The organism is Bradyrhizobium betae (genome assembly GCF_050632175.1).
GTDB lineage: Bacteria > Pseudomonadota > Alphaproteobacteria > Rhizobiales > Xanthobacteraceae > Bradyrhizobium > Bradyrhizobium betae_B.
This window is the reverse complement of sequence record NZ_CP192576.1, coordinates 2,313,070-2,336,731: the sequence shown is the minus strand read 5'-3', so window position 1 is coordinate 2,336,731 and position 23,662 is coordinate 2,313,070. Positions and strand designations below refer to the sequence as shown.

The following is a 23,662-nucleotide window of genomic DNA, read 5'->3' as shown; positions in this document are numbered from 1 at the left end:
GCGACGATAAGGATGGCAATCCCGCGATTTTAGCCTGGAAGGTGGATGGCTTCCCTCGACTCCGTCAGCCTCGCCATATTGCTCGGTGCCGTCCTCGTGCTGGCCGGTATCCTGTCGAGCCTGCTTGCGCTGCGCTTTGGCGCGCCCTTGCTGCTCGTCTTTCTCGCGGTCGGCATGCTCGCCGGTGATTCCGGCCCCGGGCAGCTCCAGTTCGACGACGTTCGCACCACCTATCTGGTCGGCTCCGTCGCGCTCGCCTTGATCCTGTTCGACGGCGGCCTGAAAACGCGCTTTGCCAGCATCCGCACGGTGCTCGCGCCGTCCGTGGTGCTCGCGACCGTCGGCGTGCTGCTGACCGCGCTGATCACGGCGCCGTTCGCGAAGTGGGCGCTGGATCTGAATTGGACGGAAGCGCTGCTGGTCGGGGCCGTCATCGCCTCGACCGACGCCGCCGCGGTGTTCCTGCTGGTGCACACCCAGGGTCTGCGCCTGCGCCCGCGCGTCGGTGCGACGCTGGAAGCCGAATCCGGCACCAACGATCCCTTCGCGATCTTCCTCACCCTGATGCTGGTCGAATACATCTCGCTGGGATCGAGCTCGGCCGGCCATGTGGCGATGGAGTTCATCCAGGAGTCGGTGCTCGGCGCTGCCGTCGGCTTCGTCGGCGGGCGCCTCGTCGTCATCGCCCTCAACAAGGTCGCGCTGCCGCAGGGCCTGCACGCGCCGTTCGTGACCACCGCGGCGCTCGTCATCTTCGGCGGCTCGCAGATCATGCACGCCTCGGGCTTCCTTGCGGTCTATCTCGCCGGCATCATCATCGGCAATCGGCCGACCCGCGCGCATAATTCAGTGGTGGCGTTCCTCGACGCCGCGACCTGGCTCGCGCAGATCGTGATGTTCGTGCTGCTCGGTCTGCTGGTCTCGCCGAGCCGGCTGGGTTCAAGCGTGCTGCCGGCGGTCGGGGTCGCGTTCGTGCTGATGCTGGTCGCGCGGCCGATCGCGGTGTTCGTGTGCCTGGCGCCGTTCCGGTTCAACTGGCGCGAAAAGGTCTTCATCGCCTGGACCGGCCTGCGTGGTGCCGTCGCGATCTTCCTGGCCTCGATCCCGATGCTGGTCGGCCTGTCGAAGGCCTATCTCTATTTCGACGTCGCTTTCGTCGTCGTCATCATCTCACTGCTGTTGCAGGGGTGGACCCTGGCGCCGGCCGCGCGCAAGCTGCATGTCGCGCTGCCGCGCGCCGAGCGTGGCCCACGCCGTGTCGAGCTGGATCTGCCGGGCCAGCTCGAGCAGCAGCTGGTTGGCTATCCGGTTCGCGCAAAGAGCCTGTATTTCCGCCGCGGCCTGATCCCGTCCTGGTCCAAGCCGACGCTGGTGATCCGCAACGAGAACATCCTGACGCCTGTGGAAGCCGATCCGATCGCGCCGGGCGATTACATCTATCTGCTTGCCCCGCCGGAGAAGGCCGAGTCGCTCGACCGCTTCTTCGTCGACATGCAGCCGAGCTCGGCGCCTGATCCGCATCTGCTCGGCGACTTCATGGTATCCGGCGAGCACACGCTGGCCGAGCTCGCCGAGATCTACGGCGTGAAGGTAAGCGACGACGAAAGCAAGCTGACCCTGGCCGATTATTTCGACGTCCATCTCGACCGCGCGCCGAAAGAGGGCGCCGAGCTCGCGCTGGGCGAGATCGTCCTGGTGGCACGCAGTATTTCCGGCGGCCGCGTCAGCGTCGTCGGCCTGCGTCTGCCGGAGGACGAGGAAACGCCCGCGCCGCTGACGCGCAGGCAGGAGCTGCGGCGCAAGCTTGCGGACCTGTGGACGTCGGTCGCGGGGGTTTAGGTGCGGCGCAACCCGCATTGAGTTTGGCGGGATGGGCCATGGTCATCACGTCAGCACCTTCACCCCGCCGAACGACGTCACGCGGCCCTGCTTCAGCATCACGATCTGCGTCGCGAGCTGGCGCAACTCGGCGACGTCGTGGCTGACATAGACCATCGGGATGTTGGCCTCGTCGCGCAGCCGCACCAGATAAGGCAGGATCTCGAGCTTGCGGGCCTCGTCGAGCGCGCCGAGCGGCTCGTCGAGCAGCAGCAGTCGCGGCTTTGACAACAGCGCGCGTCCGAGCGCGATGCGCTGGCGCTCGCCGCCGGAGAGTTTTCCGGGGCGGCGATCGAGCAGGGCTCCGATATCGAGCAGGTCGATGATGCGCTTGTGCTGGGCCGGATCGGGTGCGAGGCCGTTCATCCGCCGTCCATAGTCGAGATTCTGCGCGACGTTCAGATGCGGAAACAGCCGCGCATCCTGGAACACATAGCCGATGCGGCGGCGATAAGTGGGCACATGGATGCCGGCCGCTGTGTCGTCCACGGTCTCGCCGTCGATCACGATGCTGCCGCGATCGGGCCGCAGCAGCCCTGCGATCATGTTGACCAGCGAACTCTTGCCCGCGCCCGATGCCCCGAACAGGCCGATGGCGCGGCCTTCGCTGGTGAAGGATGCGGAGAGCGAGAATTCGCCAAGCTGTTTTTCGACGTCGACCCGCAGCATGATCAGTTCCCGTGCAGGCGTTGCGTAGCGCGACGGGCGAACCATTCGGCGGCGATCAATGCGCCCAGCGCCAGGACGATCGAGACGATCACAAGCCGGCCCGCTGCCGTGTCACCATCCGGCGTCTGGATCAGCGAATAGATCGCGGACGAAATCGTCTGGGTTTCGCCGGGGATGTTCGAGACGAATGTGATGGTCGCGCCGAACTCGCCGATCGCCTTGGCAAAGCCGAGCACCATGCCGGCGAGCACGCCCGGCAGCGCCAGCGGCAGCGTCACCGTGAAGAACACCTTCCACGGTGCTGCGCCCAGCGTCTCGGCTGCCTGCTCGAGCCGGCGGTCGATCGCCTCGATCGAGAGCCGCATCGGGCGCACCAGCAGTGGAAACGACATCACGCCGCAGGCGAGCGCTGCACCGGTCCAGCGGAAGGAGAAGACGATGCCGAGATAGTCGGCGAGGAAGCCGCCGACGAGGCCCTTGCGGCCGAAGGTGAGGAGCAGGAGATAGCCGGTGACGACAGGCGGCAGCACGAGCGGCAGATGCACCACAGCGTCGAGAAATGATTTGCCCCAGAAATCACGCCGCGCGAGCAGCCAGGCCAGCGCAATGCCGAACGGCGTTGCCACCAGCGTAGCGATGACGGCGACCCTGAGCGAGAGCAGGATCGCCGTCCATTCGGCAGGAGAGATGTCGAGCACGGAAATCGGGTTGCAAGAAACTAAGTCGTGGGGCTCACCAGGAACTTGAAGCCGTATTTCTCCAGGATGGTCTTGGCGGCCGTCGAGCGCAGGAAGGCGAGATAGTCGTTGGTCTCGGGCTTCGCGGTCGTGGTCGCGGCGACCGGATAGATGATCGCGGGATGCGAGTCGGCCGGGAAGGTGCCGACGATCTTCACGCCGGGCTCGACCTTGGCGTCGGTGGAATAGACGATGCCGAGGTTGGCTTCGCCGCGCGCCACCAGCGTCAGCGCGGCGCGCACGCTCTCGGCCATCGCGAATTTCGGCTCGGCAGCCTGCCACGCGCCGAGCTTCTCCAGCGCCGCCTTGGCGTATTTGCCGACGGGCACCGACTTGACGTCGCCGGTCGCGATCCTGCCGTCACCGGCGAGTTTTGCGAGATCGAAGCCCTGCGCGATGGTGACGTTGTCGAGCTTGGAATCCTTCGGGGCGATCAGCACGATGCTGTTGCCGAGCAGGTTGACCCGGGTCGGCTCGTTGATGGTCTTCTTGGCTGTAGCGTAATCCATCCAGTCGGTATCGGCCGAGACGAACACGTCGGCCGGTGCGCCCTGCTCGATCTGCTTGGCGAGCACGGAGCTTGCGGCATAGCTGACGCTGAACTTGACGCCGGTCCTGGCGGTGTAGGCGGCGTCGACCTCGTCGAGCGCGTTCTTCATCGAGGCTGCGGCGAACACGGTGATGGTCTTGTCCTCGGCGGCGGCAGCCGAGAAAGCCGCGACCAGAACGACGAAGGCGGAGAAAAGTACGGAAAGGCGGGACATCGGGGCGCTCCATGCGCGCGTGTGCGCGCCAATAGGGCACGCAAGACGGCGTTGGTTGAGTAAGGTTCGCGATCGGCGGACGCGCTGTTCCGGGAAGCCCGATGGACTTACGGTCCCTCAGGATGTCGCTGGACGTGACCATAACAGGCTGGCGGAACAGGTCAAAGCTGACCTTTGAGGTCCAAGCTGACCTTTGAGGTCAAAGCCGGGCTTTGGCCCGCTCCGTGCCTATTCGTTCGGCAGGATCGCGATCGAGACGAGATTGTCCCTGGCGCCGCTGATCTGGAGCATGAAGGGCTGCGCCGACAGCTGGTATTTCATGGTCTTGCGGATGCCGTCGCAGTCGGTGGCGCCGCTGAAGGCCACCGGCTTGAGGACATGGCCGTCCTGCACCACGTCGACCCAGGCCCCGCCGGACAGGCTGATCGTATAGAGCCCGGCCTTCGCGGTCCTGACGCTGGTGAAACCGGCAAAGGTGCCGTCCTTCGGCGCCCGCTCCGGCGGTGTCGGCAGTTTTGCCTCCGTGCTCGCGACCAGCCCCAAAATGATCGCCGACGACGGCATCACGGCTTGTTCGCTCCCCGACGCGAGCCTGGTACGATCCGGCGCGGTGAGCGCGGCGCGCTCGCGCGCGATCGGCCATTTGAACTTGTCGCAGCCGCTCGGCTCTTCGGCGGCGAGAGCGGAGGTGACGCCGAGCGAGAGCGCGGCGAGGATGGCGAGGGCGCGCATGTCAAATCCCATCGTTGGCCGCGCTGTGAATGCGGGCTTGCGGTCAGTGTGAAGAGCGGGATGCGCGTCCCGGGATGCCACGGGCTTACGGCACGGCGGCGAGGCCGATCCTAGCGCATTTCGCGGGATAGGAGCCAGTCATGACTCTGTCATCCCGGGGCGCGCGCAGCGCGAGCCCGGGATCCATAGCCACAGGAAGGAGTTTGGCGAAGACTCGTGGTTGTCAGCGCGCCCCACATCTCTCTCCGGGAGTATGGGTCCCGGGCTCGCTTCGCGCCCCGGGACGACAGCGATCAGGAGGAGACACGTACGCTACGGCTTCGCGTCGCTCGCGTGCAGCACGACCTTGCAGGCGGCCGGCATCTGCGCCAGCGTCATCGGCGGCTTCGGCTTGGGCGGTTCCGGTGGCGGCTTCGGGTGCAGCACACCGTCGCTGAACCAATAGGCGAGATCGGCCGGCTTGCAGCCCTCGTCCTCGGATTGCGACGGCTGGCCCTCGCATTCGCGCGCGCCCGCCGGGCAGCGCATGCGAATGTGGAAATGATAGTCGTGGCCCCACCACGGCCGGATCTTCGACAGCCAGGCGCGGTCGCCCTTGGCCTCGCGGCACAGCGCCTTCTTGATCGCGGCATTGACGAAGATGCGCTGCACCGCCGGCTCCTGCGCAGCGTCGCGAAGCACAAGCACATGGCCTGAAGTGAACACCTTTGGATCGATGTCGAGCCGGTCCGGCCGCACCATCATCACCGCCGACATCTCCTCGCGCTCCTCGCGCGAGAGCCGGCGATCCGGCATCGGCGTCAGCCAGATGTCGGCGTCGAGCCCGATCTGGTGGCTGGCATGGCCTGACAGCGCCGGCCCGCCGCGCGGCTGGGCGATGTCGCCGACCAGGATGCCGGGCCAGCCGGCATCCTTGCTCGCTTTGGCCGCGAGCCGCTTGATCAGCGCGATCATGTCGGGGTGGCCGAAATTGCGGTTACGCGACAGCCGCATCACCTGCCAATGGTCGCCGTTGAGCGGCATCGGCATGGCGCCGCCGATGCAGCCTTTGGTGTAGGAGCCGATGACATGGGCCGGCCCCTTCGACGGCAACAGCTTGCGCGCAAACAGCTCCTTGGCACCAAGCGTGGGATCATCGGGATTGACGAGCGGCGGCAGGGGCTTTGGCGTGACGCTGCCCTTGTCCTGAGCCGGCGCGTCGCCGGCGGCCAGGAACGTCATGACGAGCAGGAGAGGGGCGAGGCGGCGGAGACTCATGCTGATCTCCTTATAGCCGAACGCCGCGTCAGGGTTAACAATCAGGCACGCAGCCAACGGCAGCTCACGCTGTCTTTACAGCCGCGGCCTCCCTGCGCACCTCGACCATCCGCGATCGTTCGAAAGTTCTGGATTTCGCGCCGTCCGGCCGCTTTTTTAACAGCGTGATAACCGTATCCTGCATTGACCAATATTCGTGCGTGAAGCGGGATTCTGCTTGATACGTGCATGCAATCGGAGGCGCCTCCGGAATTGATTCATGGAGAGCGCGCGTTTTTGCACCACCTCTCGCCCCGATTGCGACGAGGGAGCAGGATCGCCGTGCCCGCCGACGCGGTTCGCGCCTCCCAAACAGGCAAAACGGGCCGCCCGCAGCAGTCGCGGAGCCGACGGTTCCGTGGCGGCCCCGCCGAAGATTACTTTTTTCAGACACTTGCCTCAAAGCTTGCGGCCGCTGGGCGCGGCGAGGACGAGTGAAGTTGGGTTTGGGGTCTCGAAAAACAAAAAAGCGAAATCAGAGCGTGCTCGCGAGGGCTGGCCGACAGCCGCGCAAGCCGCGATCTGCGCGCGCGCCTCATCGGCCCGTTGAAGATGACGCGCTGGTGCAGAGCCGCGCGGAAGCCGAAGCGGCCATCGCCGAGGCGCGCAAATCGCATGAACGGCTGCGCCAGGCCGTCGACCTGCTGCCGCAGGGCATCGTGATCCTCGATCCCGAAGGCCGCTACGTCCTCTGGAACAAGCAGTACGCGTCGATCTACAGCAAGACCGCCGATCTCTTCAAGGAAGGCGCCCGGCTGGAGGATACGCTGCGCGTCGGGGTTGCCCGCGGCGACTATCCGGAAGCCGCCGGCCACGAGGAAGAATGGATCGCCCAGCGGCTGAAGAAGCTCCACGAGCCCGGCAAGCGGCATGAGCAGACGCTGTCGGATGGCCGTGTCATCCTGATCGAGGAGCGCCGCACCGATGACGGCGGCGTGGTCGGCCTGCGCGTCGACATCACCGAGCTGAAGCAGCGCGAGGCCTCGTTCCGGTTGCTGTTCGACGGCAATCCCGTGCCCATGATCGTCTGCGCGCTGGACGACGAGCGCATCCTCGGCGTCAATGACGCCGCGGTCGCCCATTACGGCTATAGCCGCGCCGAGTTCGAGCGGCTGAAGATTCGCTCCCTCCAGGCCTTCGACAGCGAGGCGCCCTGGACCATCGACCGGTCCAGCGACGAGCAGGCGGCGCGCACCTGGAAGCACGTCAAGGCCGACGGCGCGCTGATCGATCTTGCGATCTACTCGCGCGAGTTGACCTATGCCGAGCGGCCTGCGGTGCTGCTCGCGTTGATGGACATCACCGAGCGCAAGCGTGCCGAGGCGCGGCTCGCCTTCATGGCCCAGCATGACGGGCTCACCGGACTGCCCAACCGCAATCTGCTGCGCCAGCAGGTCGACGAGATGCTGGCGCATATGCGGCGTAGCTCCGACAAGGTCGCGCTGCTGATGCTGGGGCTGGACAATTTCAGGGCGATCAACGACACGCTGGGACATGGCATCGGCGACAAGCTGTTGCGCGGCGTCGCCAAGCGGCTGCGCTCGACCTTGCGCGAGGACGACGCGCTGGCGCGGCTTAACTCGGACGAGTTCGCCATCGTTCAAAGCGGCCTCACGCGGCCCGAAGACGCGGTGATCCTCGCCAAACGCCTGCTGGAAGCCATCGCCGATCCCTATCTGCTCGACGGCCATTCGGTGGTGATCGGCGCCTCCATCGGCATCGCGATGGCGCCCGGCGACGGCGATGATTCCGAAAAGCTGCTCAAGAGCGCCGACATGGCGCTGTCGCGCGCCAAGGCCGATGCACGCGGCACCTTCGCCTTCTTCGAGGCCGCGCTCGATGCAAAGGCGCAGAGCCGCCGCAAGATCGAGGTCGAGCTGCGCGACGCCATCCAGAACGACGTGCTGCGGCCGTATTACCAGCCGCTGATCGACCTGACGAGCGGTCGCATCACCGGCTTCGAGGCGCTGGTGCGCTGGCCCCATGCCGAGCGCGGCATGGTCTCGCCGGCCGAGTTCATTCCGGTGGCCGAGGAAACCGGCCTGATCAATCCGCTCGGCGGGCTGATGCTGCGTCGCGCCTGCCTCGACGCCGCGACCTGGCCGGACGACGTCCGCGTCGCCGTCAATCTCTCGCCGCTGCAGTTCCGCAGCGGCAATCTGCTCTCGGTGGTGACCGACGCGCTGAAGCATTCCGGCCTGCCGCCGCGGAGGCTGGAGCTCGAGATCACCGAGACTCTGCTGCTGGAGAAGAGCGCCCAGGTGCTGGCGACGCTGCATGCGCTGCGCGCGCTCGGCGTGCGCATCTCGATGGACGATTTCGGCACCGGCTATTCCAGCCTCAGCTATTTGCGCAGCTTCCCGTTCGACAAGATCAAGATCGACCAGTCCTTCGTGCGCGATCTCGGCGCCAACCGCGAGGCCCAGGCGATCATCCGCTCGATCGTCAGCCTCGGCAAGGGCCTCGGCGTCACCATCACCGCCGAAGGCGTCGAGACCGAGGCCGAGCTGAGCTGCCTGCGGGCCGAAGGCTGCGACGAGGGCCAGGGCTTTCTGTTCAGCAAGGCTCGCCCCAACGCCGAGATCATCAGCCTGCTAAAGGCGCAGCGCGGTATCGACGGCGACGAAGAAGACGCTGCGATGGTGGCGTGAGCGTGGCTGCGCCGCAGAGGCGGTGCGCTCCCTCGCCCGCTTGCGGGAGAGGGTTGGGGAGAGGGTGTCTCCAAAATCGAGAACCCCCAAGAGGATAGAACCCTCAGCCGGCGCTTTGCGCCGACCTCTCCCGCAAGCGGGAGAGGTAAGCCGAGTCTGCGGCTCAACCTTCTAAATCAACTCACCCTACGCCGCCCGAAGCCCCGCCAGGAACGTGTCCACGCTCTGCTTCAGCGCTGATGCATGCTGCCCGAGCTCGCCCGAGGCCGCCATCACATTGCCGGCCAGCGCGCGCGATTGATCCGCGGCCTCGGCTTGCGCCGGCGACATTGGCGGAGACGTCGGTGGTGCCCGCGGAGGCCTGCTGCACGCTGCGGGCGATCTCCCGCGTCGCCGAGCCCTGCTCTTCGACGGCGGCGGCAATCGTCGTGGTGATGCCGCTGATCTCGCGGATAGTGCCGCTGATGCTTGAGATGGCGGTGACGCAATTGCCGGTCGCCGCCTGGATCGCCGAGACCTGGCTTGCGATCTCGTCGGTCGCCTTCGCGGTTTGGCTGGCCAGCTCCTTCACCTCGGAGGCGACGACGGCGAAGCCGCGGCCGGCCTCGCCCGCGCGTGCCGCCTCGATCGTGGCGTTGAGGGCCAGCAGATTGGTCTGGCTCGCGATCTCGCTGATCAGCCGCAGTACGTCGCCGATGCGCTCGGCGGCGCCGGCAAGGCTGGTGACCATCTCGGTCGTCTCGGCCGCCTTGACCACCGCGCCGCTCGCGACCTGGCTGGAATGGGTGACCTGACGGCCGATCTCGCTCACCGACGAGGCCAGCTCCTCAGTCGCCGCGGCAACCGCATTCACGCTGGTCGAGGCTTCCTCGGACGCCGTCGCGGCGGCGGAAGCGCGCTGCGAGGTGCCGTTGACGCTTGCAGTGATCTCGCCGGCGACGCTCTGCATACCCTCGGTGGCCCTGGCGACCGCCGCGACCACGCCCTTGACGTCGGCCTCGAAGCGGTCGGCCATCTGGCGCTGCAGCGCCTGCTTCTCCTCCTCCGCCCTGGTCTTGTCGGCCTCCTGCGTCTCGCGCATCGCGACGGATTCCAGCATGTTGCGGCGGAACATTTCGACCGCCTTGGCCATCGTGCCGAGTTCGTCCGGGCGCTCGCTGCCGGGAATGGTGACGCTGGTGTCGCCGCTGGAGAGCCGGTTCATGACGGCCGTGATCGCGGTGAGTGGGCGCGACAGCCCGCGTCCGAGCAGCAGCGCCAGCACGATCGCTGCGGCCAGGATCGCGACCGTGCCGAGGATCAGATTGCGCTCGGCGGTGGCGAACGCGGCCTCGTATTCGGTCGTGTCCTTGATGATCTCGAGCACGCCGACCGGCGCCCCTGCATAGTTCTTGATCGGGCCGGCATAGACTTCCACCGGATGGCCGTCGAGTTCGGCTTCGTGCCGGACCGATGTGCCGTCGACCGCGCCCTTCAACTGGTCGAGCGGGGTGACCACCGTGTTGCCGAAGGTCGAGGACAGCTTGTTCAGGGTCTTGCCGTCGAGCGAGTAGACGGCAAGGTCGATGCCGAAGCGCTTCTTGGCGCGCTCGACGAATTCCTTGCCGAAGGCGACGCCGACGTCCACGTTCGCAACGCTCTTGCCGTCGCGCATGATCGGCGTCATGCCGAAGATGCCGAGCGCCTCGCGGCCGGGTTCGACGCCGACGATTGACCGGCCTGTCTTGATCGCCTCGACGACGGTTTCCCGTCGTGCGGAGACGTCGTCGCCGAAGGTCTTCGGGGCATGGACGCGGTAAAACGCGATTGCGGGCGGAAGCTGGAAGGTGATCAGCGGAATGCCCTGCGCCTTCAGCGACTTGTTGGCGTCGCCGAGCAGCGCGGCGAGGCCGTCGCGGTCGCCCTTGGCGATGGCGTCGCCGACCGGCGGCAGTGCGGCAATCACGGAGGAGACGGCGAGCGCGGCGCGCCCCTCATAGTCGATCGCCGCGATCACGCTTTCGTACTGCAGCTTGAGCTGCTGATCGAGCGCCATCCGTGTCAGCGCTCGCTGCTGGGTGATCGAGAAGCCGGAGAGGATGGCGCAGGCCACCGCGACCGTGAGCGCGATAGCGAGAATCAGGCGAGCGGCAATCGACTTGAGCTTGATCATCAGAATTCCCAGGCATTTCCAGAATCTTGCTTTTGTCGAACGGTGTCAGAAATTGCTTAACAACAAGGGCGGCTCGGCCTCCGTGTTTCAGCGGGGACGTCCCATCCTTTTGCATGACTCAATGCAATCGTTGCATGGAGAGCGCGACCGTTCGCCGCAAGCGGCGACGGCACGCCGCAGCTTCGCCTGCCGCCGACTATCGGTTTTCGGCAAGATCGCCCTGCCGACCTCCTCGTCATGACCCCGGATTGATGCAGGTCAACGCCCCCGGATCCCTCCGGACTATCTAAAGCCTGGAAATCACATTCGAAGTTTGCACTGATGCTCTTGCTCCATCGGGTGAAGGGCTCGCGGCGCCGATGGCGGATGCTGGGCCCAATTCTGCTTGCGCTCGCGCTTGCCGGCCTGCCTCGCGTTGCGATCGCCGATGACGTGGTGAAGCTCACCGCGACGCAGGCTCAGAACCTCGGGGTCCGCGTGACCCATCCGATCTCGAGCCGGACCGATCAGACGCTGCCCTATCCGGCGCAGATCGTGATTCCGACCCCGCAATTATGGGTGGTGAGCGCGCCCGTTGCCGGCATGGTCACCAATCTGGCGGTGGCGCGCGGCGATCGGGTCATCGCCGGACAGAAGCTGGTAACCCTGCAGAGCCCGAGCTTCGTCTCGCTGCAGCGCGACTATCTGCAAGCCGTTGCGCAGGAGGTTCTCGCCAACAATCAGTTGAGGCGGAACGCCGATCTGTTCGAGGGCAAGGCGGTGCCGCAACGCGTTCTGGAGGCCAGCCAGACCGAAGCTCGCCAGGCCGGCATCGTGCTCGCCGAGCGCCGGCAAATGCTCCATCTGAGCGGCATGTCGGATGAGGCGGTCTCGCGCCTGATCAACGACGCCGCGATCAGCGCCACGTTGACCGTCCACGCGCCGCAGGCCGCTTCCGTCGTCGACATCGCGGTCTCGCCGGGGCAGCGGCTGGAGCAGGCGGCGCCGCTGGTGAAGCTGGCGCGGCTTTCACCGGTATGGGCCGAGATTGCAATTCCCGCGTCGAGCATCCGGGCCGTTCAAGCCGGCGCGAAGGTCGAGATCGAGGGCTATGATGCGCCGGGCCGTGTCATCCTGGTGTCCGAGACGACCGATGCAGCAACCCAAACGGTCCTCGTTCGCGCGGAGATGCCGAACGAGAGCGGCGGGCTCCGCCCCGGCCAGACCGCAACGGCGCGCATCAGCTTTCTCTCCGCAGGGGAAAGCGCGTGGGAAATTCCCTATAGCGGCCTCGTTCGGCGCGGCGAGCAGGCCTCGATCTTCGTGGCCGCCGATGGCGGCTTCCGGCTCGTTCCCGTCACGGTGCTCGCCGAGGACCAGGATCATGTCGTGGTCGCAGGTCCGGTCAGCGACAAGGACGAGATCGCGATCGGCGGCATCTCGGCGCTGCGGGGCATTCTCGCGCGACTCGGAGCTGGCCAGTAATGCTCCAGCGCCTGGTCGCATTTGCGCTGTCGCAGCGGCTGTTCGTGGTACTGGGCGTGCTCCTGCTGGTCGGCGCTGCCGCGGTGTTTCTGCCGAGCCTTCCGATCGACGCCTTTCCGGACGTGTCTCCGGTGCAGGTGAAGATCATCATGAAGGCGCCGGGCCTGACCCCGGAAGAGGTCGAGCAGCGCATCACGGTTCCGATCGAGCTCGAGCTGCTCGGGCTTCCCGACAAGAAGATTCTCCGCTCCACCACCAAATACGCGCTGGCCGACATCACCGTCGATTTCGAGGACGGCACCGATATCTACTGGGCCCGCAACCAGGTCTCAGAGCGCCTGTCCAACATTGCGCGTGATTTTCCGGAGGGCGTCAGCGGCGGACTGGCGCCGATCACCAGCCCGCTCGGCGAGATGTTCATGTTCACCATCGACAGCGCCGAATTGTCGCTGGCCGAGCGGCGAACCCTGCTCGACTGGGTGATCCGCCCCGCGCTGCGTACCGTCCCCGGCGTTGCCGACGTCAATTCGCTCGGCGGCCATGTGCGGGCGTTCGAGATCGTTCCTCTGGCCGACGCGCTCGCCGCACGCGGGATTTCCTCCGAGCTGTTCCGGCGGGCCATCGAGGCCAACAGCCGCAACGATGGCGCCGGGCGCGTGAACCAGGGCGAGGACAGCGCGCTGGTGCGCATCGAGGGCAGCATTCGCACCATTGACGACATCAGGGCCATCGTCATCGACACCCGCGAGGGCGTTCCGATCCGGGTCAACGACGTGGCGCGCGTCAGGGTCGGCGCGCTGACGCGCTACGGTGCCGTCTCCTCCGACGGCCATGGCGAAACGGTGGAAGGCCTCGTGCTCGGCCTGCGCGGCGCCAATGCCGGCCAGCTCGTGCGTGACGTCCGGGCGCGCCTCGAGGAGCTGCAGCCGTCGCTGCCGAAGGGCGTCTCCATCAACGTGTTCTACGACCGCAGCCGGCTGGTCGGGCGTGCGGTCGGAACGGTGGTGCGGGCTCTCGGCGAAGCCACCGTGCTCGTCGTGGTGCTTCTGCTGCTGTTTCTCGGCAATTGGCGCGCCTCGCTGGTGATCGCTCTCAGCCTGCCGCTGGCCATCGTCATTGCCCTCCTCGCCATGCGCGCGGTCGGCATGCTGATCGATGCGCTGGTCGTCGTGGTCGAGAACATCGTCGGCAATCTCGGCAAGCACGAGCCCGGAAAGGGTCCGCCGCTGATCCATGTCATATTTCGGTCGGTGTGCGAGGTGCTGCAACCGGTCGCCTCCGGCGTCCTGATCATCATCATCGTGTTCGTGCCCTTGCTGACGCTGCAGGGGCTTGAAGGCAAGCTGTTCATTCCCGTCGCGCTCGCCATCATCTTTGCGCTTGCCGGCTCGCTGCTGCTGGCTCTCACCGTGGTTCCGGTCGCAACCTCCTTCCTGCTCAAATCCGCCAGCCATGGCGACCCGCTGCTGATCCGCCTCGCGCAGCGTGTCTATGCGCCGGCGCTGGACTGGGCCCTGAAGAACGAACGCAAAGTCGTCGTCGTCGCGCTGCTCGGGCTCGTCGCGGCGGGCTACGCCTATACGCAGCTCGGCAAGACCTTCATGCCGACCATGGATGAAGGCGACGTCATCGTCAGCGTGGAGACGCTGCCGTCCGTCAATCTCGACGAATCCATGGCCATCAATGCGAGGCTGCAGGCGGCCCTGATGAAGGTGCCTGACGTGGCCGGGATCGTCGCCCGGACCGGCTCGGACGAGCTCGGCCTCGATCCCATGGGGCCGAACCAGACCGATACGTTTCTGGTGCTCAAGCCCGTGGGCGAGAGGAAAACCCGGGACCGGCAGGAACTGCTGCAGGTCCTGCGCGACGTTCTTGCGGAGTTTCCGGGGCTGTCGCTCAGCTTCACCCAGCCGATCGACATGCGCGTGCAGGAGATGATCAGCGGCGTGCGCGGCGACGTCGCGGTCAAGATCTTCGGCACCGACATCGGCCAGCTCAACGACATCGCGACGAAACTCTCCGCGATCCTGTCGAGCGTCGACGGTGCGGAAGACGTCTACACGACCATCAACGAGGGCGCCCAATACTACACCGTCGCCGTCAACCGGATGGAAGCCGGGCGCCTCGGACTGACCGTGGATGCCGTCTCCAACGCGCTTCGCACAGAGATCGAGGGACGAATCATCGGGACGGCGCTGGAGGATGGCCGCCGCACGCCGATCCTGGTCCGGGGCAGCGAGACGACGCGGGAGGCGCCGACGCTGCTCGCAAGCCTGCCGCTGACGCTGTCGTCCGGGCAGCACGTTGCGCTGTCGCAGGTCGCCCGCATCCAGCGGGTCGATGGTCCCGTCAAGATCGACCGCGAGAACGGCAACCGCATGAGCGTCGTCCGCGCCAACGTCCGCGGCCGCGACATGGTCGGGTTCGTGCAGGCGGCCCAGCAGAAAGTCACCGCCGAGCTGCCGCTGCCGAAGGGCTATCGGCTCACCTGGGGCGGACAGTTCGAGAACCAGCAGCGCGCGGCCGCGCGGCTGTCGATCGTGGTGCCCGTCGCGATCGGCCTCATCTTCGTGCTGCTGTTCACCACTTTCGGCTCCGTGCGCCATGCCTTGCTGATGCTCGTGAACATCCCCTTTGCGCTGATCGGCGGCGTCTTTGCGCTGGTGTCGACCGGTGAATATCTGTCGGTGCCGGCGTCCGTCGGCTTCATTGCGCTGCTCGGCATCGCGGTCCTGAACGGCGTCGTGCTGGTTTCGTATTTCAATCAGTTGCGCGCGCACGGCCTGGCCGAGGAGCGCATCGTGATCGACGGCGCCAGGCGGCGGCTGCGGCCGGTGCTGATGACCGCGAGCATCACTGCGCTCGGACTGATCCCGCTGCTGTTTGCGACGGGGCCGGGATCGGAGATCCAGCGCCCCCTCGCCATCGTGGTGATCGGGGGCCTGTTGTCCTCGACGCTGCTGACCCTGATCCTGCTGCCGATCCTGTATCGCCGGTTCGGCGGCGTTTCCAAGGTGGCCAGATGACCAGCGAAGCGGTCTGCCTCACCTTGATCGCCGCGCGCCAGCTTCGCGACGAGCTGTTCGACTATCTCGGCGAGCAGGGCGATCTGGTGCCGGGTTTTACGGCCTCTGATGCCGCGGGACATGGCGCCAACGTGCGGCTGCAGAGCCCGGAGGAACGCGTCAAGGGGCATGCCGACCAGGTGCTGGTCCGGATCGTCCTGCCAAAGGCTGCTGCCGAGCGCCTGCTGGAGCGGCTCAAGGTCTCGTTTGCCGGGACCAACCTCGTCTATTGGGTGATGCCGGTCGCGGACTTCGGCATCATCGAGTGATGGCTGGCGGTGCTGCGCGCGCGGGTGCAGGTTCACGCCGCCACGCGGCCAAGGTCGAGCGGCTGCCTGCGTTTGGTCGGGAAGCTCAGCGCTACCGCCACGGCGGCAAGACCGATCGCGAAGGAGCCCGCGTGCAGCCATGTGTATTGCTGGAAGCTGTCGTACACGAGACCGCCGGCCCACGGCCCCAGCGCCATGCCGAGGCTGGCAAAGGCCGATACCGCGCCGAACACGGTCCCCATGATGCGCGCGCCGAAATATTCGCGGACCAGCACCGCATAGAGCGGCATCACGCCGCCATAGGCGAGGCCGAAGACGACCGACAACGCATAGAATTCGCCGAGCTGCGCTACAGCCAGATAGGTCGCGATGCACATCGCCTGCACGAAAAGGCCGCCGACCAACACGGGTTTTGCGCCGATGCGATCGGCCAGCGTGCCGAGCAGCAGGCGGCCGCCGAGCCCGGACACGCCGGCGACGCTGTAGACCGTCACCGCCGTCAGCGGGGCGATGCCGCACACCATCGCATAGGACACCATGTGGAAGATCGGGCCGGAATGCGCCGCGCAGCAGGCAAAGTGCGCCGCCGCGAGCGCGATGAATTGCGGCGTGCGCAGCGCCTGCGCCGCGGTCAGCTCGATCTCCGGTGCTGCGTCCGTCGTCGCGGGGCCGACAGCTACCGGTGCCGGCCGCACCAGGAAACAGGCCGGGATCAGCAGCGCCCACGCAGCAAAGCCGATCACCAGCATCGCGGTGCGCCAGTCATAGGCCGTGATCAGCCAGCTTGCGGTCGGCGCGATCGTCACCGGCGACACGCCCATGCCGGCGGAGACCAGCGCCACCGCGAGGCTGCGGTTCCTGTCGATCCACGCGCTCGCGAGCGCCATCATCGGCGCATAGAAGCTGCCGGCGGCAACACCGATCAGCACGCCGAAGCAAAGCTGGAACTGCCACAGCTGCGTGGCCTGGCTCGCGGTGACGAGGCCGAGCCCCAACAGCACGCTTCCCGAGAGCACCACGATCCGCGTGCCGAAACGGTCCGACAGCGTGCCCCACAAGAACGCGGCAACGCCCATGCAGAGGAAATCCAGCGTCGCCGCCGCCGACACGCCGGCGCGCGACCAGCCCATCGCTTCCGAGATCGGCTGCATGAACACCGCAAGCGACAGCATCGTGCCGAACCCGACACAAGTCATCAGCGCCCCTGCGGCGACCACGACCCAGCCATAGTTGAAGCCTGACGGCTTGCTCATGCGTTTCCTCGCGCTTTTGGTTTTGTTTGGTGTGCGCGCGGGGATGGTGGCCCATTGGGCTGCGGAGGGCAAGGTTGCCGACCATGTGCGGTTTCCGAATCCGAGCGCAGGTCATGCAGAGACCGCGCCCGATCTCGGCTAGGCGCGAAATGCTGACATCATCTACCCGTAATGATAGTATCCTGTCATCAGCGCACGCGCGTGCGAGAACGTGTGAGGAGGGCAGGTACAATGAATTGGGGAGCGCCCTGCAGGCCGCGCGGTTGCCGTAGCCTTTTCTTGTCTGTCATTCTCGCCTTCGCGGTCTGGTCGCCGGTGGCCTGCGCACAGGACGTTCGAAGCTCTCCCGGTAAGCCCGGGCCGGTGTTTTCGGATAGCGGTCCCGATGCTGATATCTACGGTGCGGCCGAGGGCTATCCAGTCGGCACGCGGCGGACCACCACCCAGGTCGATAAGCTCGTCGGGGTCTACAGCCATTTCGGCGAGATGTTCCCCTCGCGCCCGATCGGTCGCGCGACGGCGACCTGGCAATTCAAGCGCGCGCCGGAGCCATCGATCACGTACAGTTTCGGCACGGAGCGGCTGAGCATCGCGGACTACCTCAAGCATAACCCGGTGACCGGGCTCCTGATCGCCAGGGACGACACCATCCTGTACGAGCACTATCAATATTCGCGGACCGACCACGACCGCTTTCTGTCGCAGTCCATGGCCAAGACGCTGGTGGCCATGCTGGTCGGGATTGCAGTCTCGGAAGGAAGGATCAAGTCGATCGACGACCTCGTCTCGACCTACGTCCCTGGCCTTGCAGGAACGGAATATGGAAACACATCCATCCGAGCCCTGTTGAATATGTCGTCAGGCGTCGAATTCTCTGAAGAATATGATGGGCACGATGACATCGCCCGGCTTGGACGAGCGCTGTTCGTTGACGAGACGAAAGACCCCGCCGCCGTCGTCGCGCAATTCAATACCCGAATCGCACCGTCGGGGACCAGATGGCACTATGCTAGCGTGGAAACCGAGATACTTGGCCTGGTCCTGCGCTCCGCCACGGGCACGCCCGTTGCCGACTATCTGCACGACCGGATCTGGGATGCCATCGGCACCGAAGCGGATGCGTCATGGGCGATCGATGGGAGCGGACAGGAGATCGCCTTCTGCTGTTTCAACGCAACCTTGCGTGACTATGCGCGCCTGGCCCGGCTGCTCGCAAATGACGGCGTCTGGGAAGGCCGTCAGTTGATTCCCCGGCAGTGGCTGCTGGATGCCACCACCGTCAGGCCAGGCGATGGTCATCTCGCTCCGCGCGTGGCCACCCCCTATTTCGGCTACGGCTATCAGGTGTGGCTCCTTCCCGGTGAGCAGCGCAGATTTGCCCTGCTCGGCATCCGCGGTCAGGTCATCCTGGTCGATCCAGCCTCGAAGCTCGTCATGGTGCACACCGCCGTTCGCCAGAAGCCGTCGGAGCCCGGAGCCCTCAGGGAGCCGCTTGCGCTGTGGTCCGCCGTTCTCCAGCAACTCGGGCATTGACCGCGGCGGCCGAGTTGTTCGCGGCAGTCGGTGGATGGTCAGGAGCTGCTCCACCGGCAATTTTTTGAGATATCGACGGCGCGACCATGTCGGCACGGACTGGTCTCGACCGTCCTTGGATGGACACGCCCGGAGGTGCCGTGGAATCCCGCACATCTGAAGTGACGTCGTCACCTCGACTGTCAAAGACGAACTGGAGCAATGCATGAGGATCACCGTCGAAACCAGCGTCGCAGCCCCTATCGATCAGGTCTGGCGCGCCTATACGACGCCTGCTGACATCGTGAAGTGGAACGCTGCGTCCGACGACTGGCATACGACCAAGGCGACCGTTGACCTGCGGGAAGGCGGCGCTTTCTCGTCCCGGATGGAAGCCAAGGACGGCAGCATGGGTTTCGACTTCGCCGGCACCTACACGAAGATCGTCGAACACAGGCGGATCGAATACGGGTTCGGCGATCGCAAGGCGGAGGTGGAGTTCGTGCCGGGTCCGAATGGCATTGTCGTCCGCGTCGTCTTCGACGGCGAGACGACGCATTCGGTCGAGCAGCAGCAGGGCGGCTGGCAGGCGATCCTCGACAGCTTCGCGCGCTACGTCGAGGCGAAGCAAAAATCCTGATCGATCAAACGGACGAAGGAAATGACGGGTGGCTGCATCACACACCCTGCGATGATGCCACCATACCCCTGTTTTGCCCGACGGGTCAACCGGATTTCGTAAAATCGAAAATATGCAATGCCGCCAGGGAGGCGGCTACTGTGCATGGGGTTGTTTTCGCGTTTCTTGTTTGTCGGCCCCGGATGGCCGGGCCTGACCCGTCTCGTTACGTGAAAACTGGTCCAGGCGGCAGCCTCAGCTATCGACCTTCAGTGCGGCAATGAAGGCTTCCTGCGGGATGTCGACCTTGCCGAACTGCCGCATCTTCTTCTTGCCTTCCTTCTGCTTCTCCAGAAGTTTGCGCTTACGCGTGATGTCGCCGCCGTAGCATTTTGCGGTGACGTCCTTGCGCAGCGCGCGCACCGTTTCGCGGGCGATCACCTTGCCGCCGATCGCCGCCTGGATCGGGATCTGGAACATGTGCGGCGGGATCAGCTCCTTCATCTTCTCGACCATGGCGCGGCCTCGGCCTTCGGCGCGGGTGCGATGCACCAGCATGGAGAGCGCGTCGACCGGCTCGTTGTTGACCAGGATCTGCATCTTGACGAGATCGGCCGGCTTGTAGTCGGTGAGATGATAGTCGAACGAGGCGTAGCCCTTCGAGACCGACTTGAGCCGGTCGTAGAAGTCGAACACCACCTCGTTGAGCGGCAGATCGTATTTCACCATCGCGCGGGCGCCGACATAGGTCAGCTCCTTCTGCACGCCGCGGCGGTCCTGGCACAGCTTCAGCACGCTGCCGAGATATTCGTCCGGCGTGAGGATCGTGGCTTCGATCCAGGGTTCCTGGATCTCGGCGATCTTGACCACGTCGGGCATGTCGACGGGGTTGTGAATGGAGATCTCCTGACCGTCGGTCAGGCTCATCTTGTAGATCACGCTTGGCGCGGTCGCGATCAGGTTGAGATCGAACTCGCGCGACAGACGTTCCTGGATGATCTCCAGATGCAACAGGCCGAGGAAGCCGCAGCGGAAGCCGAAGCCGAGTGCGGCCGACGTCTCCATCTCGTAGGAGAAGCTGGCATCGTTGAGGCGCAGCTTGCCCATCGCGGCGCGCAGGGTCTCGAAATCGTCGGCGTCGGCGGGGAACAGGCCGCAGAACACCACGGGAATGGCCGGCTTGAAGCCCGGCAGCATCTCGGTCACCGGCTTCCTGTCGTCGGTGATGGTATCCCCGACGCGGGTGTCGGCGACTTCCTTGATCGCCGCCGTGATGAAGCCGATCTCGCCGGGGCCGAGCTCGTCGACCTGCGTCATCTTCGGCGTGAAGAAACCGACGCGCTCGATGTCATAGGCCGCGCCGGTGCCCATCATGCGGACCCGGCTGCCCTTCTTCATGACGCCGTCGACGACGCGGATCAGCACGACGACGCCGAGATAGACGTCGTACCAGCTGTCGACCAGCAGCGCCTTCAGCGTCGCGTCGCGATCGCCCTTCGGCGGCGGCAGGCGGGTGACGATGGCTTCCAGCACATCGGGCACGCCGAGGCCGGTCTTGGCCGAGATCATCACCGCGTCGGAGGCGTCGATGCCGATGACGTCCTCGATCTGCTGCCTGATCTTCTCGGGCTCTGCGGCCGGGAGGTCGACCTTGTTCAGGACCGGAACGATCTCGTGGCCCGCGTCGAGCGCGTGGTAGACGTTGGCGAGCGTCTGCGCTTCGACGCCCTGGCTGGCGTCGACGACGAGCAAGGAACCTTCGCAAGCCGCCAGCGACCGCGAGACTTCGTAGGCGAAGTCGACATGGCCGGGTGTGTCCATCAGGTTGAAGATGTAATCCTTGCCGTCCTTGGCGCGGTAGGCGAGGCGCACCGTCTGCGCCTTGATGGTGATGCCGCGCTCGCGCTCGATGTCCATGGAATCGAGCACCTGCTCCTTGCCCGCCATCTCGCGGTCGGAGAGGCCGCCCGTCATCTGGATCAGGCGGTCGGCCAGCGTCGATTTGCCATGGTCGATATGAGCGACGATGGAGAAATTGCGGATGTTCGAAATGGGGACGGTCGTCATGGGCGCGGGATACCACTCACATCCCCGTGCGGCAACCATATTGCTGTATTTTCAGGGGCTTTCTTCACGCCAAGCTGATTCCACGAGGACCCAAAACGCGCTACGCAACGGCCCATGTCCAGGCCGATGTCGACCACCTCTCTCCCCGCCGCCCGACCGCGCGTCAAAGCCCGAGTGAGCTATGGCCGCTTCCGGGCCTGGCTCCTTGCCAATGCGACCCGGCCGGAGACGCGCCTCTGGCTGGTGATCCAGTTCGCGGCCTTGCATGCCGTGATCTGGACCTTCATCCTGATCAATCTCAAGGCGGCGCAGGACGTTCACATGGACGTCGCGGAAGCCTATGGCTGGGGCCAGAAATTCCTGTGGGGCTACGGCAAGCACCCGCCGCTGTCGGGCTGGGTCGCCGGCCTCTGGTTCACAGTGTTCCCGGCGACGGACTGGGCGACCTATGCGCTGGCGATGGCGACCGTCGGCGTCGGCATGGTGATCTGCTGGCTGCTGGCCCTGCGCGTCGTGGACGCGCGGCGCGCCTTTCTGGTCGTGGTGATGATCGCGCTCTACCCGATCTTCAACTTCAAGGGCTTCAAGTACAACCCGGACCTGCTGCAACTCGTCACGCTGCCGCTTCTGGTGCTCGCCTATCTCAACGCCTTCGAGAAGCGGAGCTGGCAGTCCGGCATCTGGTTCGGGCTCGCCGGCGCGCTGGCGCTGATGACGAAATACTGGGTGCTGACCATGATCGGCGCCATTGGCCTTGCCGCGCTGATCCATCCCGATCGTATCAAATTCCTCCTGTCGACGGCCCCGTGGGTGGCGATCGCGACGATGGCGGTGGCGATGATCCCGCACATCGTCTGGCTGGCGGACGCGCATTTCGTGCCGCTGACCTATGCCGGCGACACCTACAGCCTCGAGGACAGCCGCCTCGTGCATCAGCTCGTCGCCGGCTATGTCCTGCATAATTTCGCGCTGCTGGCCTTGCCGGTGGCGCTCGCCGCGCTGGCCATGGCGCTGGTGCCGCATTGGTTCACGCTGCTGCCGCGCGCGCCCTCGCGTATCGTCACGCGGGCCTGGGCGCGCGGGGCCAATGCGGGTGTCGATCTTTCGCAGGCGATGAATGTCTGGATCATCCAGATCATCGTCGCGGTCGGCCCGCCGCTCGGCGCGCTGGTCTTCAGCATCTACATGAAGACCGATTGGGGCATCTCGCTGTTCTTCCTGGTCCCGCTCGCGCTGGTCGCGATCCCCGCGCTGCGGGTGCAGGGCGCAGTGCTGTTCAACATGGTCGCAATCTGGCTCGTGCTCAGCGTCGCGACGCTCATGGGCTCGCCCTGGATCGCCGCGCGCGAGATGGCCGCCAATGCCGGCAACACCGCGACCTACGGCGCGCGCTCGGATCTGGCGCATGAGCTGACCCAGGCCTGGCACACTCGCTTCGCCTCTCGCTGGGCGGTCGTCGCGGGCACCATGGAGTCGATCCAGCCGATGGTGTTCTACAGCCCGGATCATCCGGCCGCGTTGATGCCGCTCGAAGCCTGGGATTCCGGGTTGACCTCACGCGAGGACGCCAAGACGTACGGCTTCATCGGCGTGTTCGATCCGACCGACGGCCGCCTGCCGGCGTTCGAGAAATGGGTGTCGGAGACCGCGCCGAATGCCGAGCGCATCGTGATGACCACGCGCCGCTTCACCCATGGCAAGGCCGGCCCGTCGATGAGCTGGAACATCTACATCGCGCCGCCGGCGAAGTGACGAGGGACTAAATCCCTTCCTCGTTGAACTTGCTTTCAACGAGTTCGGTGATTGCCGCGAGCGCGGCATCCGCTTCGACGCCGGCTGCGGCCACCGTGATCGTCGTGCCCGGGCCGGCCGCGAGCATCATCAGGCCCATGATCGAGGTGCCGCCGACGGTCTCGCCGCCGCGTGTCACCCACACCTGCGCGTTGAAGCGCTCGACGGCCTGGACGAATTTCGCGGAAGCGCGGGCGTGCAGGCCGCGCTTGTTGATGATCAGGAGGTCCTTGGAGATCGCGCCCGCGGGCACGCCCGACCCGGCTTGCGGCGCGTCGTCGCTCATTTGCCGGCGAGCACGCGGCTGGCGATGGTGACGTATTTGCGGCCCGCTTCCTGGGCCATCGCGATCGCGTCGGGCAGCGCGCGCTCTTCGCGCACCTTGGCAAGCTTCACCAGCATGGGAAGGTTGATGCCCGCGAGGACTTCGACCTTCGGCCGGCTCATGCAGGATATCGCCAGGTTGGACGGCGTGCCGCCGAACATGTCGGTGAGGATCGCAACGCCATCACCGGAATCGACGCGGTTAACCGCCTCGATAATGTCGCTTCGACACAGATCGGAATCATCTTCGGCGCCGATCGTGATCGCTTCGATTTGCTTTTGTGGGCCCATGACATGCTCAAGCGCTGCCTTGAACTCGTCGGCAAGGCGCCCGTGGGTCACAAGTACTAGACCAATCATCGGAAAACTCCTCGCGGGCGCTTTTGGTGCACCGCACGAACGCGCCACTTTGACCATCC

Annotated in this window: 17 protein-coding genes and 1 pseudogene; 8 read left to right on the top strand and 10 right to left on the bottom strand. The window is 65.7% G+C overall.

All coding sequences use genetic code 11. The features are described from left to right. The first annotated feature begins 45 nt into the window (after nt 1-45). Nucleotides 46-1,839: a potassium/proton antiporter gene (locus ACQ86E_RS11360; protein WP_431205462.1), complete on the top strand. Its 1,794-nt coding sequence runs from the start codon at nt 46-48 to the stop codon at nt 1,837-1,839. Nucleotides 1,840-1,884: 45 nt separating this feature from the next. Here ACQ86E_RS11360 and modC read toward each other — a convergent pair whose 3' ends face one another. The 5 genes from modC to mepA all read right to left on the bottom strand — a co-directional run bounded on the left by modC (nt 1,885) and on the right by mepA (nt 6,037). After that, nucleotides 1,885-2,547 carry a molybdenum ABC transporter ATP-binding protein gene (modC, locus tag ACQ86E_RS11355; protein ID WP_431205461.1) on the bottom strand — a complete coding sequence of 221 codons (663 nt, stop codon included), beginning with the start codon at nt 2,545-2,547 and terminating at the stop codon, nt 1,885-1,887. A 2-nt stretch (nt 2,548-2,549) separates the two neighbouring features. Continuing rightward, nucleotides 2,550-3,245 carry a molybdate ABC transporter permease subunit gene (gene modB, locus ACQ86E_RS11350; protein WP_014439365.1) on the bottom strand — a complete coding sequence of 232 codons (696 nt, stop codon included), beginning with the start codon at nt 3,243-3,245 and terminating at the stop codon, nt 2,550-2,552. Nucleotides 3,246-3,265: 20 nt separating this feature from the next. After that, nucleotides 3,266-4,048 carry a molybdate ABC transporter substrate-binding protein gene (gene modA, locus ACQ86E_RS11345; RefSeq protein WP_431205460.1) on the bottom strand — a complete coding sequence of 261 codons (783 nt, stop codon included), beginning with the start codon at nt 4,046-4,048 and terminating at the stop codon, nt 3,266-3,268. A 228-nt stretch (nt 4,049-4,276) separates the two neighbouring features. Further along, nucleotides 4,277-4,780, bottom strand: a complete 504-nt coding sequence (locus ACQ86E_RS11340) for a hypothetical protein (RefSeq protein WP_431205459.1) — start codon at nt 4,778-4,780, stop codon at nt 4,277-4,279. A 312-nt stretch (nt 4,781-5,092) separates the two neighbouring features. Then, nucleotides 5,093-6,037, bottom strand: a complete 945-nt coding sequence (gene mepA, locus ACQ86E_RS11335; RefSeq protein WP_431205458.1) for a penicillin-insensitive murein endopeptidase — start codon at nt 6,035-6,037, stop codon at nt 5,093-5,095. A 521-nt stretch (nt 6,038-6,558) separates the two neighbouring features. Here mepA and ACQ86E_RS11330 point away from each other — a divergent pair. Further along, a complete protein-coding gene (locus tag ACQ86E_RS11330) occupies nt 6,559-8,727 on the top strand; it encodes a putative bifunctional diguanylate cyclase/phosphodiesterase (protein WP_431205457.1) in 2,169 nt (722 codons plus the stop codon). A 186-nt stretch (nt 8,728-8,913) separates the two neighbouring features. On the opposite strand, the pseudogene ACQ86E_RS11325 reads toward ACQ86E_RS11330, so the two are convergent. Continuing rightward, nucleotides 8,914-10,879: pseudogene (locus ACQ86E_RS11325) on the bottom strand (methyl-accepting chemotaxis protein). Between the two features lie 366 nt (nt 10,880-11,245). On the opposite strand from ACQ86E_RS11325, the gene ACQ86E_RS11320 reads away from it, so the two are divergent. The 3 genes from ACQ86E_RS11320 to ACQ86E_RS11310 are packed head-to-tail and all read left to right on the top strand — an operon-like array spanning nt 11,246 to nt 15,677. Further along, complete coding sequence (locus ACQ86E_RS11320; RefSeq protein WP_431205456.1) at nt 11,246-12,343, top strand: efflux RND transporter periplasmic adaptor subunit; 1,098 nt, start codon at nt 11,246-11,248, stop codon at nt 12,341-12,343. Then, nucleotides 12,343-15,369: an efflux RND transporter permease subunit gene (locus ACQ86E_RS11315; RefSeq protein WP_431205455.1), complete on the top strand. Its 3,027-nt coding sequence runs from the start codon at nt 12,343-12,345 to the stop codon at nt 15,367-15,369. Before ACQ86E_RS11320 ends, ACQ86E_RS11315 begins: the two co-directional genes overlap by 1 nt. After that, complete coding sequence (locus ACQ86E_RS11310; protein WP_431205454.1) at nt 15,366-15,677, top strand: DUF3240 family protein; 312 nt, start codon at nt 15,366-15,368, stop codon at nt 15,675-15,677. Before ACQ86E_RS11315 ends, ACQ86E_RS11310 begins: the two co-directional genes overlap by 4 nt. Before the next feature lie 32 nt (nt 15,678-15,709). Here the strand turns inward: ACQ86E_RS11310 and ACQ86E_RS11305 are convergent, their stop codons facing one another. Then, the gene (locus tag ACQ86E_RS11305; RefSeq protein WP_431205453.1) at nt 15,710-16,930 is read right to left on the bottom strand and encodes an MFS transporter; all 1,221 of its coding nucleotides are present in this window, start codon (nt 16,928-16,930) and stop codon (nt 15,710-15,712) included. 231 nt (nt 16,931-17,161) lie between these two features. Between ACQ86E_RS11305 and ACQ86E_RS11300 the strand changes: the two genes are divergently transcribed. Then, nucleotides 17,162-18,463: a serine hydrolase domain-containing protein gene (locus ACQ86E_RS11300; protein WP_431205452.1), complete on the top strand. Its 1,302-nt coding sequence runs from the start codon at nt 17,162-17,164 to the stop codon at nt 18,461-18,463. Nucleotides 18,464-18,668: 205 nt separating this feature from the next. After that, nucleotides 18,669-19,082, top strand: coding sequence for an SRPBCC family protein (locus ACQ86E_RS11295; protein WP_431205451.1), 414 nt, complete (start codon nt 18,669-18,671; stop codon nt 19,080-19,082). A gap of 234 nt (nt 19,083-19,316) precedes the next feature. Here the strand turns inward: ACQ86E_RS11295 and lepA are convergent, their stop codons facing one another. Further along, complete coding sequence (lepA, locus tag ACQ86E_RS11290) at nt 19,317-21,128, bottom strand: translation elongation factor 4 (RefSeq protein WP_431205450.1); 1,812 nt, start codon at nt 21,126-21,128, stop codon at nt 19,317-19,319. A 126-nt stretch (nt 21,129-21,254) separates the two neighbouring features. On the opposite strand from lepA, the gene ACQ86E_RS11285 reads away from it, so the two are divergent. Further along, nucleotides 21,255-22,880, top strand: a complete 1,626-nt coding sequence (locus ACQ86E_RS11285) for a glycosyltransferase family 39 protein (RefSeq protein WP_431206446.1) — start codon at nt 21,255-21,257, stop codon at nt 22,878-22,880. A 7-nt stretch (nt 22,881-22,887) separates the two neighbouring features. Here ACQ86E_RS11285 and ACQ86E_RS11280 read toward each other — a convergent pair whose 3' ends face one another. Together ACQ86E_RS11280 and ACQ86E_RS11275 are read right to left on the bottom strand one after the other, a co-directional pair. Next, the gene (locus ACQ86E_RS11280; RefSeq protein ID WP_431205449.1) at nt 22,888-23,205 is read right to left on the bottom strand and encodes an HPr family phosphocarrier protein; all 318 of its coding nucleotides are present in this window, start codon (nt 23,203-23,205) and stop codon (nt 22,888-22,890) included. Then, a complete protein-coding gene (locus ACQ86E_RS11275) occupies nt 23,202-23,603 on the bottom strand; it encodes a PTS sugar transporter subunit IIA (RefSeq protein ID WP_011090868.1) in 402 nt (133 codons plus the stop codon). The genes ACQ86E_RS11280 and ACQ86E_RS11275 overlap by 4 nt, the downstream gene beginning before the upstream one ends. Nucleotides 23,604-23,662: the final 59 nt, after the last annotated feature.

What these genes read in the sequence shown, in the direction of transcription:
- ACQ86E_RS11360 (WP_431205462.1), top strand. Translation starts at nt 46, where the DNA reads ATGGCTTCCCTCGACTCCGTCAGCCTCGCCATATTGCTCGGTGCCGTC.
- modC (WP_431205461.1), bottom strand. Translation starts at nt 2,547, where the DNA reads ATGCTGCGGGTCGACGTCGAAAAACAGCTTGGCGAATTCTCGCTCTCC.
- modA (WP_431205460.1), bottom strand. Translation starts at nt 4,048, where the DNA reads ATGTCCCGCCTTTCCGTACTTTTCTCCGCCTTCGTCGTTCTGGTCGCG.
- ACQ86E_RS11340 (WP_431205459.1), bottom strand. Translation starts at nt 4,780, where the DNA reads ATGCGCGCCCTCGCCATCCTCGCCGCGCTCTCGCTCGGCGTCACCTCC.
- mepA (WP_431205458.1), bottom strand. Translation starts at nt 6,037, where the DNA reads ATGAGTCTCCGCCGCCTCGCCCCTCTCCTGCTCGTCATGACGTTCCTG.
- ACQ86E_RS11320 (WP_431205456.1), top strand. Translation starts at nt 11,246, where the DNA reads ATGCTGGGCCCAATTCTGCTTGCGCTCGCGCTTGCCGGCCTGCCTCGC.
- ACQ86E_RS11315 (WP_431205455.1), top strand. Translation starts at nt 12,343, where the DNA reads ATGCTCCAGCGCCTGGTCGCATTTGCGCTGTCGCAGCGGCTGTTCGTG.
- ACQ86E_RS11310 (WP_431205454.1), top strand. Translation starts at nt 15,366, where the DNA reads ATGACCAGCGAAGCGGTCTGCCTCACCTTGATCGCCGCGCGCCAGCTT.
- ACQ86E_RS11305 (WP_431205453.1), bottom strand. Translation starts at nt 16,930, where the DNA reads ATGAGCAAGCCGTCAGGCTTCAACTATGGCTGGGTCGTGGTCGCCGCA.
- ACQ86E_RS11300 (WP_431205452.1), top strand. Translation starts at nt 17,162, where the DNA reads ATGAATTGGGGAGCGCCCTGCAGGCCGCGCGGTTGCCGTAGCCTTTTC.
- ACQ86E_RS11295 (WP_431205451.1), top strand. Translation starts at nt 18,669, where the DNA reads ATGAGGATCACCGTCGAAACCAGCGTCGCAGCCCCTATCGATCAGGTC.
- lepA (WP_431205450.1), bottom strand. Translation starts at nt 21,128, where the DNA reads ATGACGACCGTCCCCATTTCGAACATCCGCAATTTCTCCATCGTCGCT.
- ACQ86E_RS11285 (WP_431206446.1), top strand. Translation starts at nt 21,255, where the DNA reads ATGTCGACCACCTCTCTCCCCGCCGCCCGACCGCGCGTCAAAGCCCGA.
- ACQ86E_RS11280 (WP_431205449.1), bottom strand. Translation starts at nt 23,205, where the DNA reads ATGAGCGACGACGCGCCGCAAGCCGGGTCGGGCGTGCCCGCGGGCGCG.
- ACQ86E_RS11275 (WP_011090868.1), bottom strand. Translation starts at nt 23,603, where the DNA reads ATGATTGGTCTAGTACTTGTGACCCACGGGCGCCTTGCCGACGAGTTC.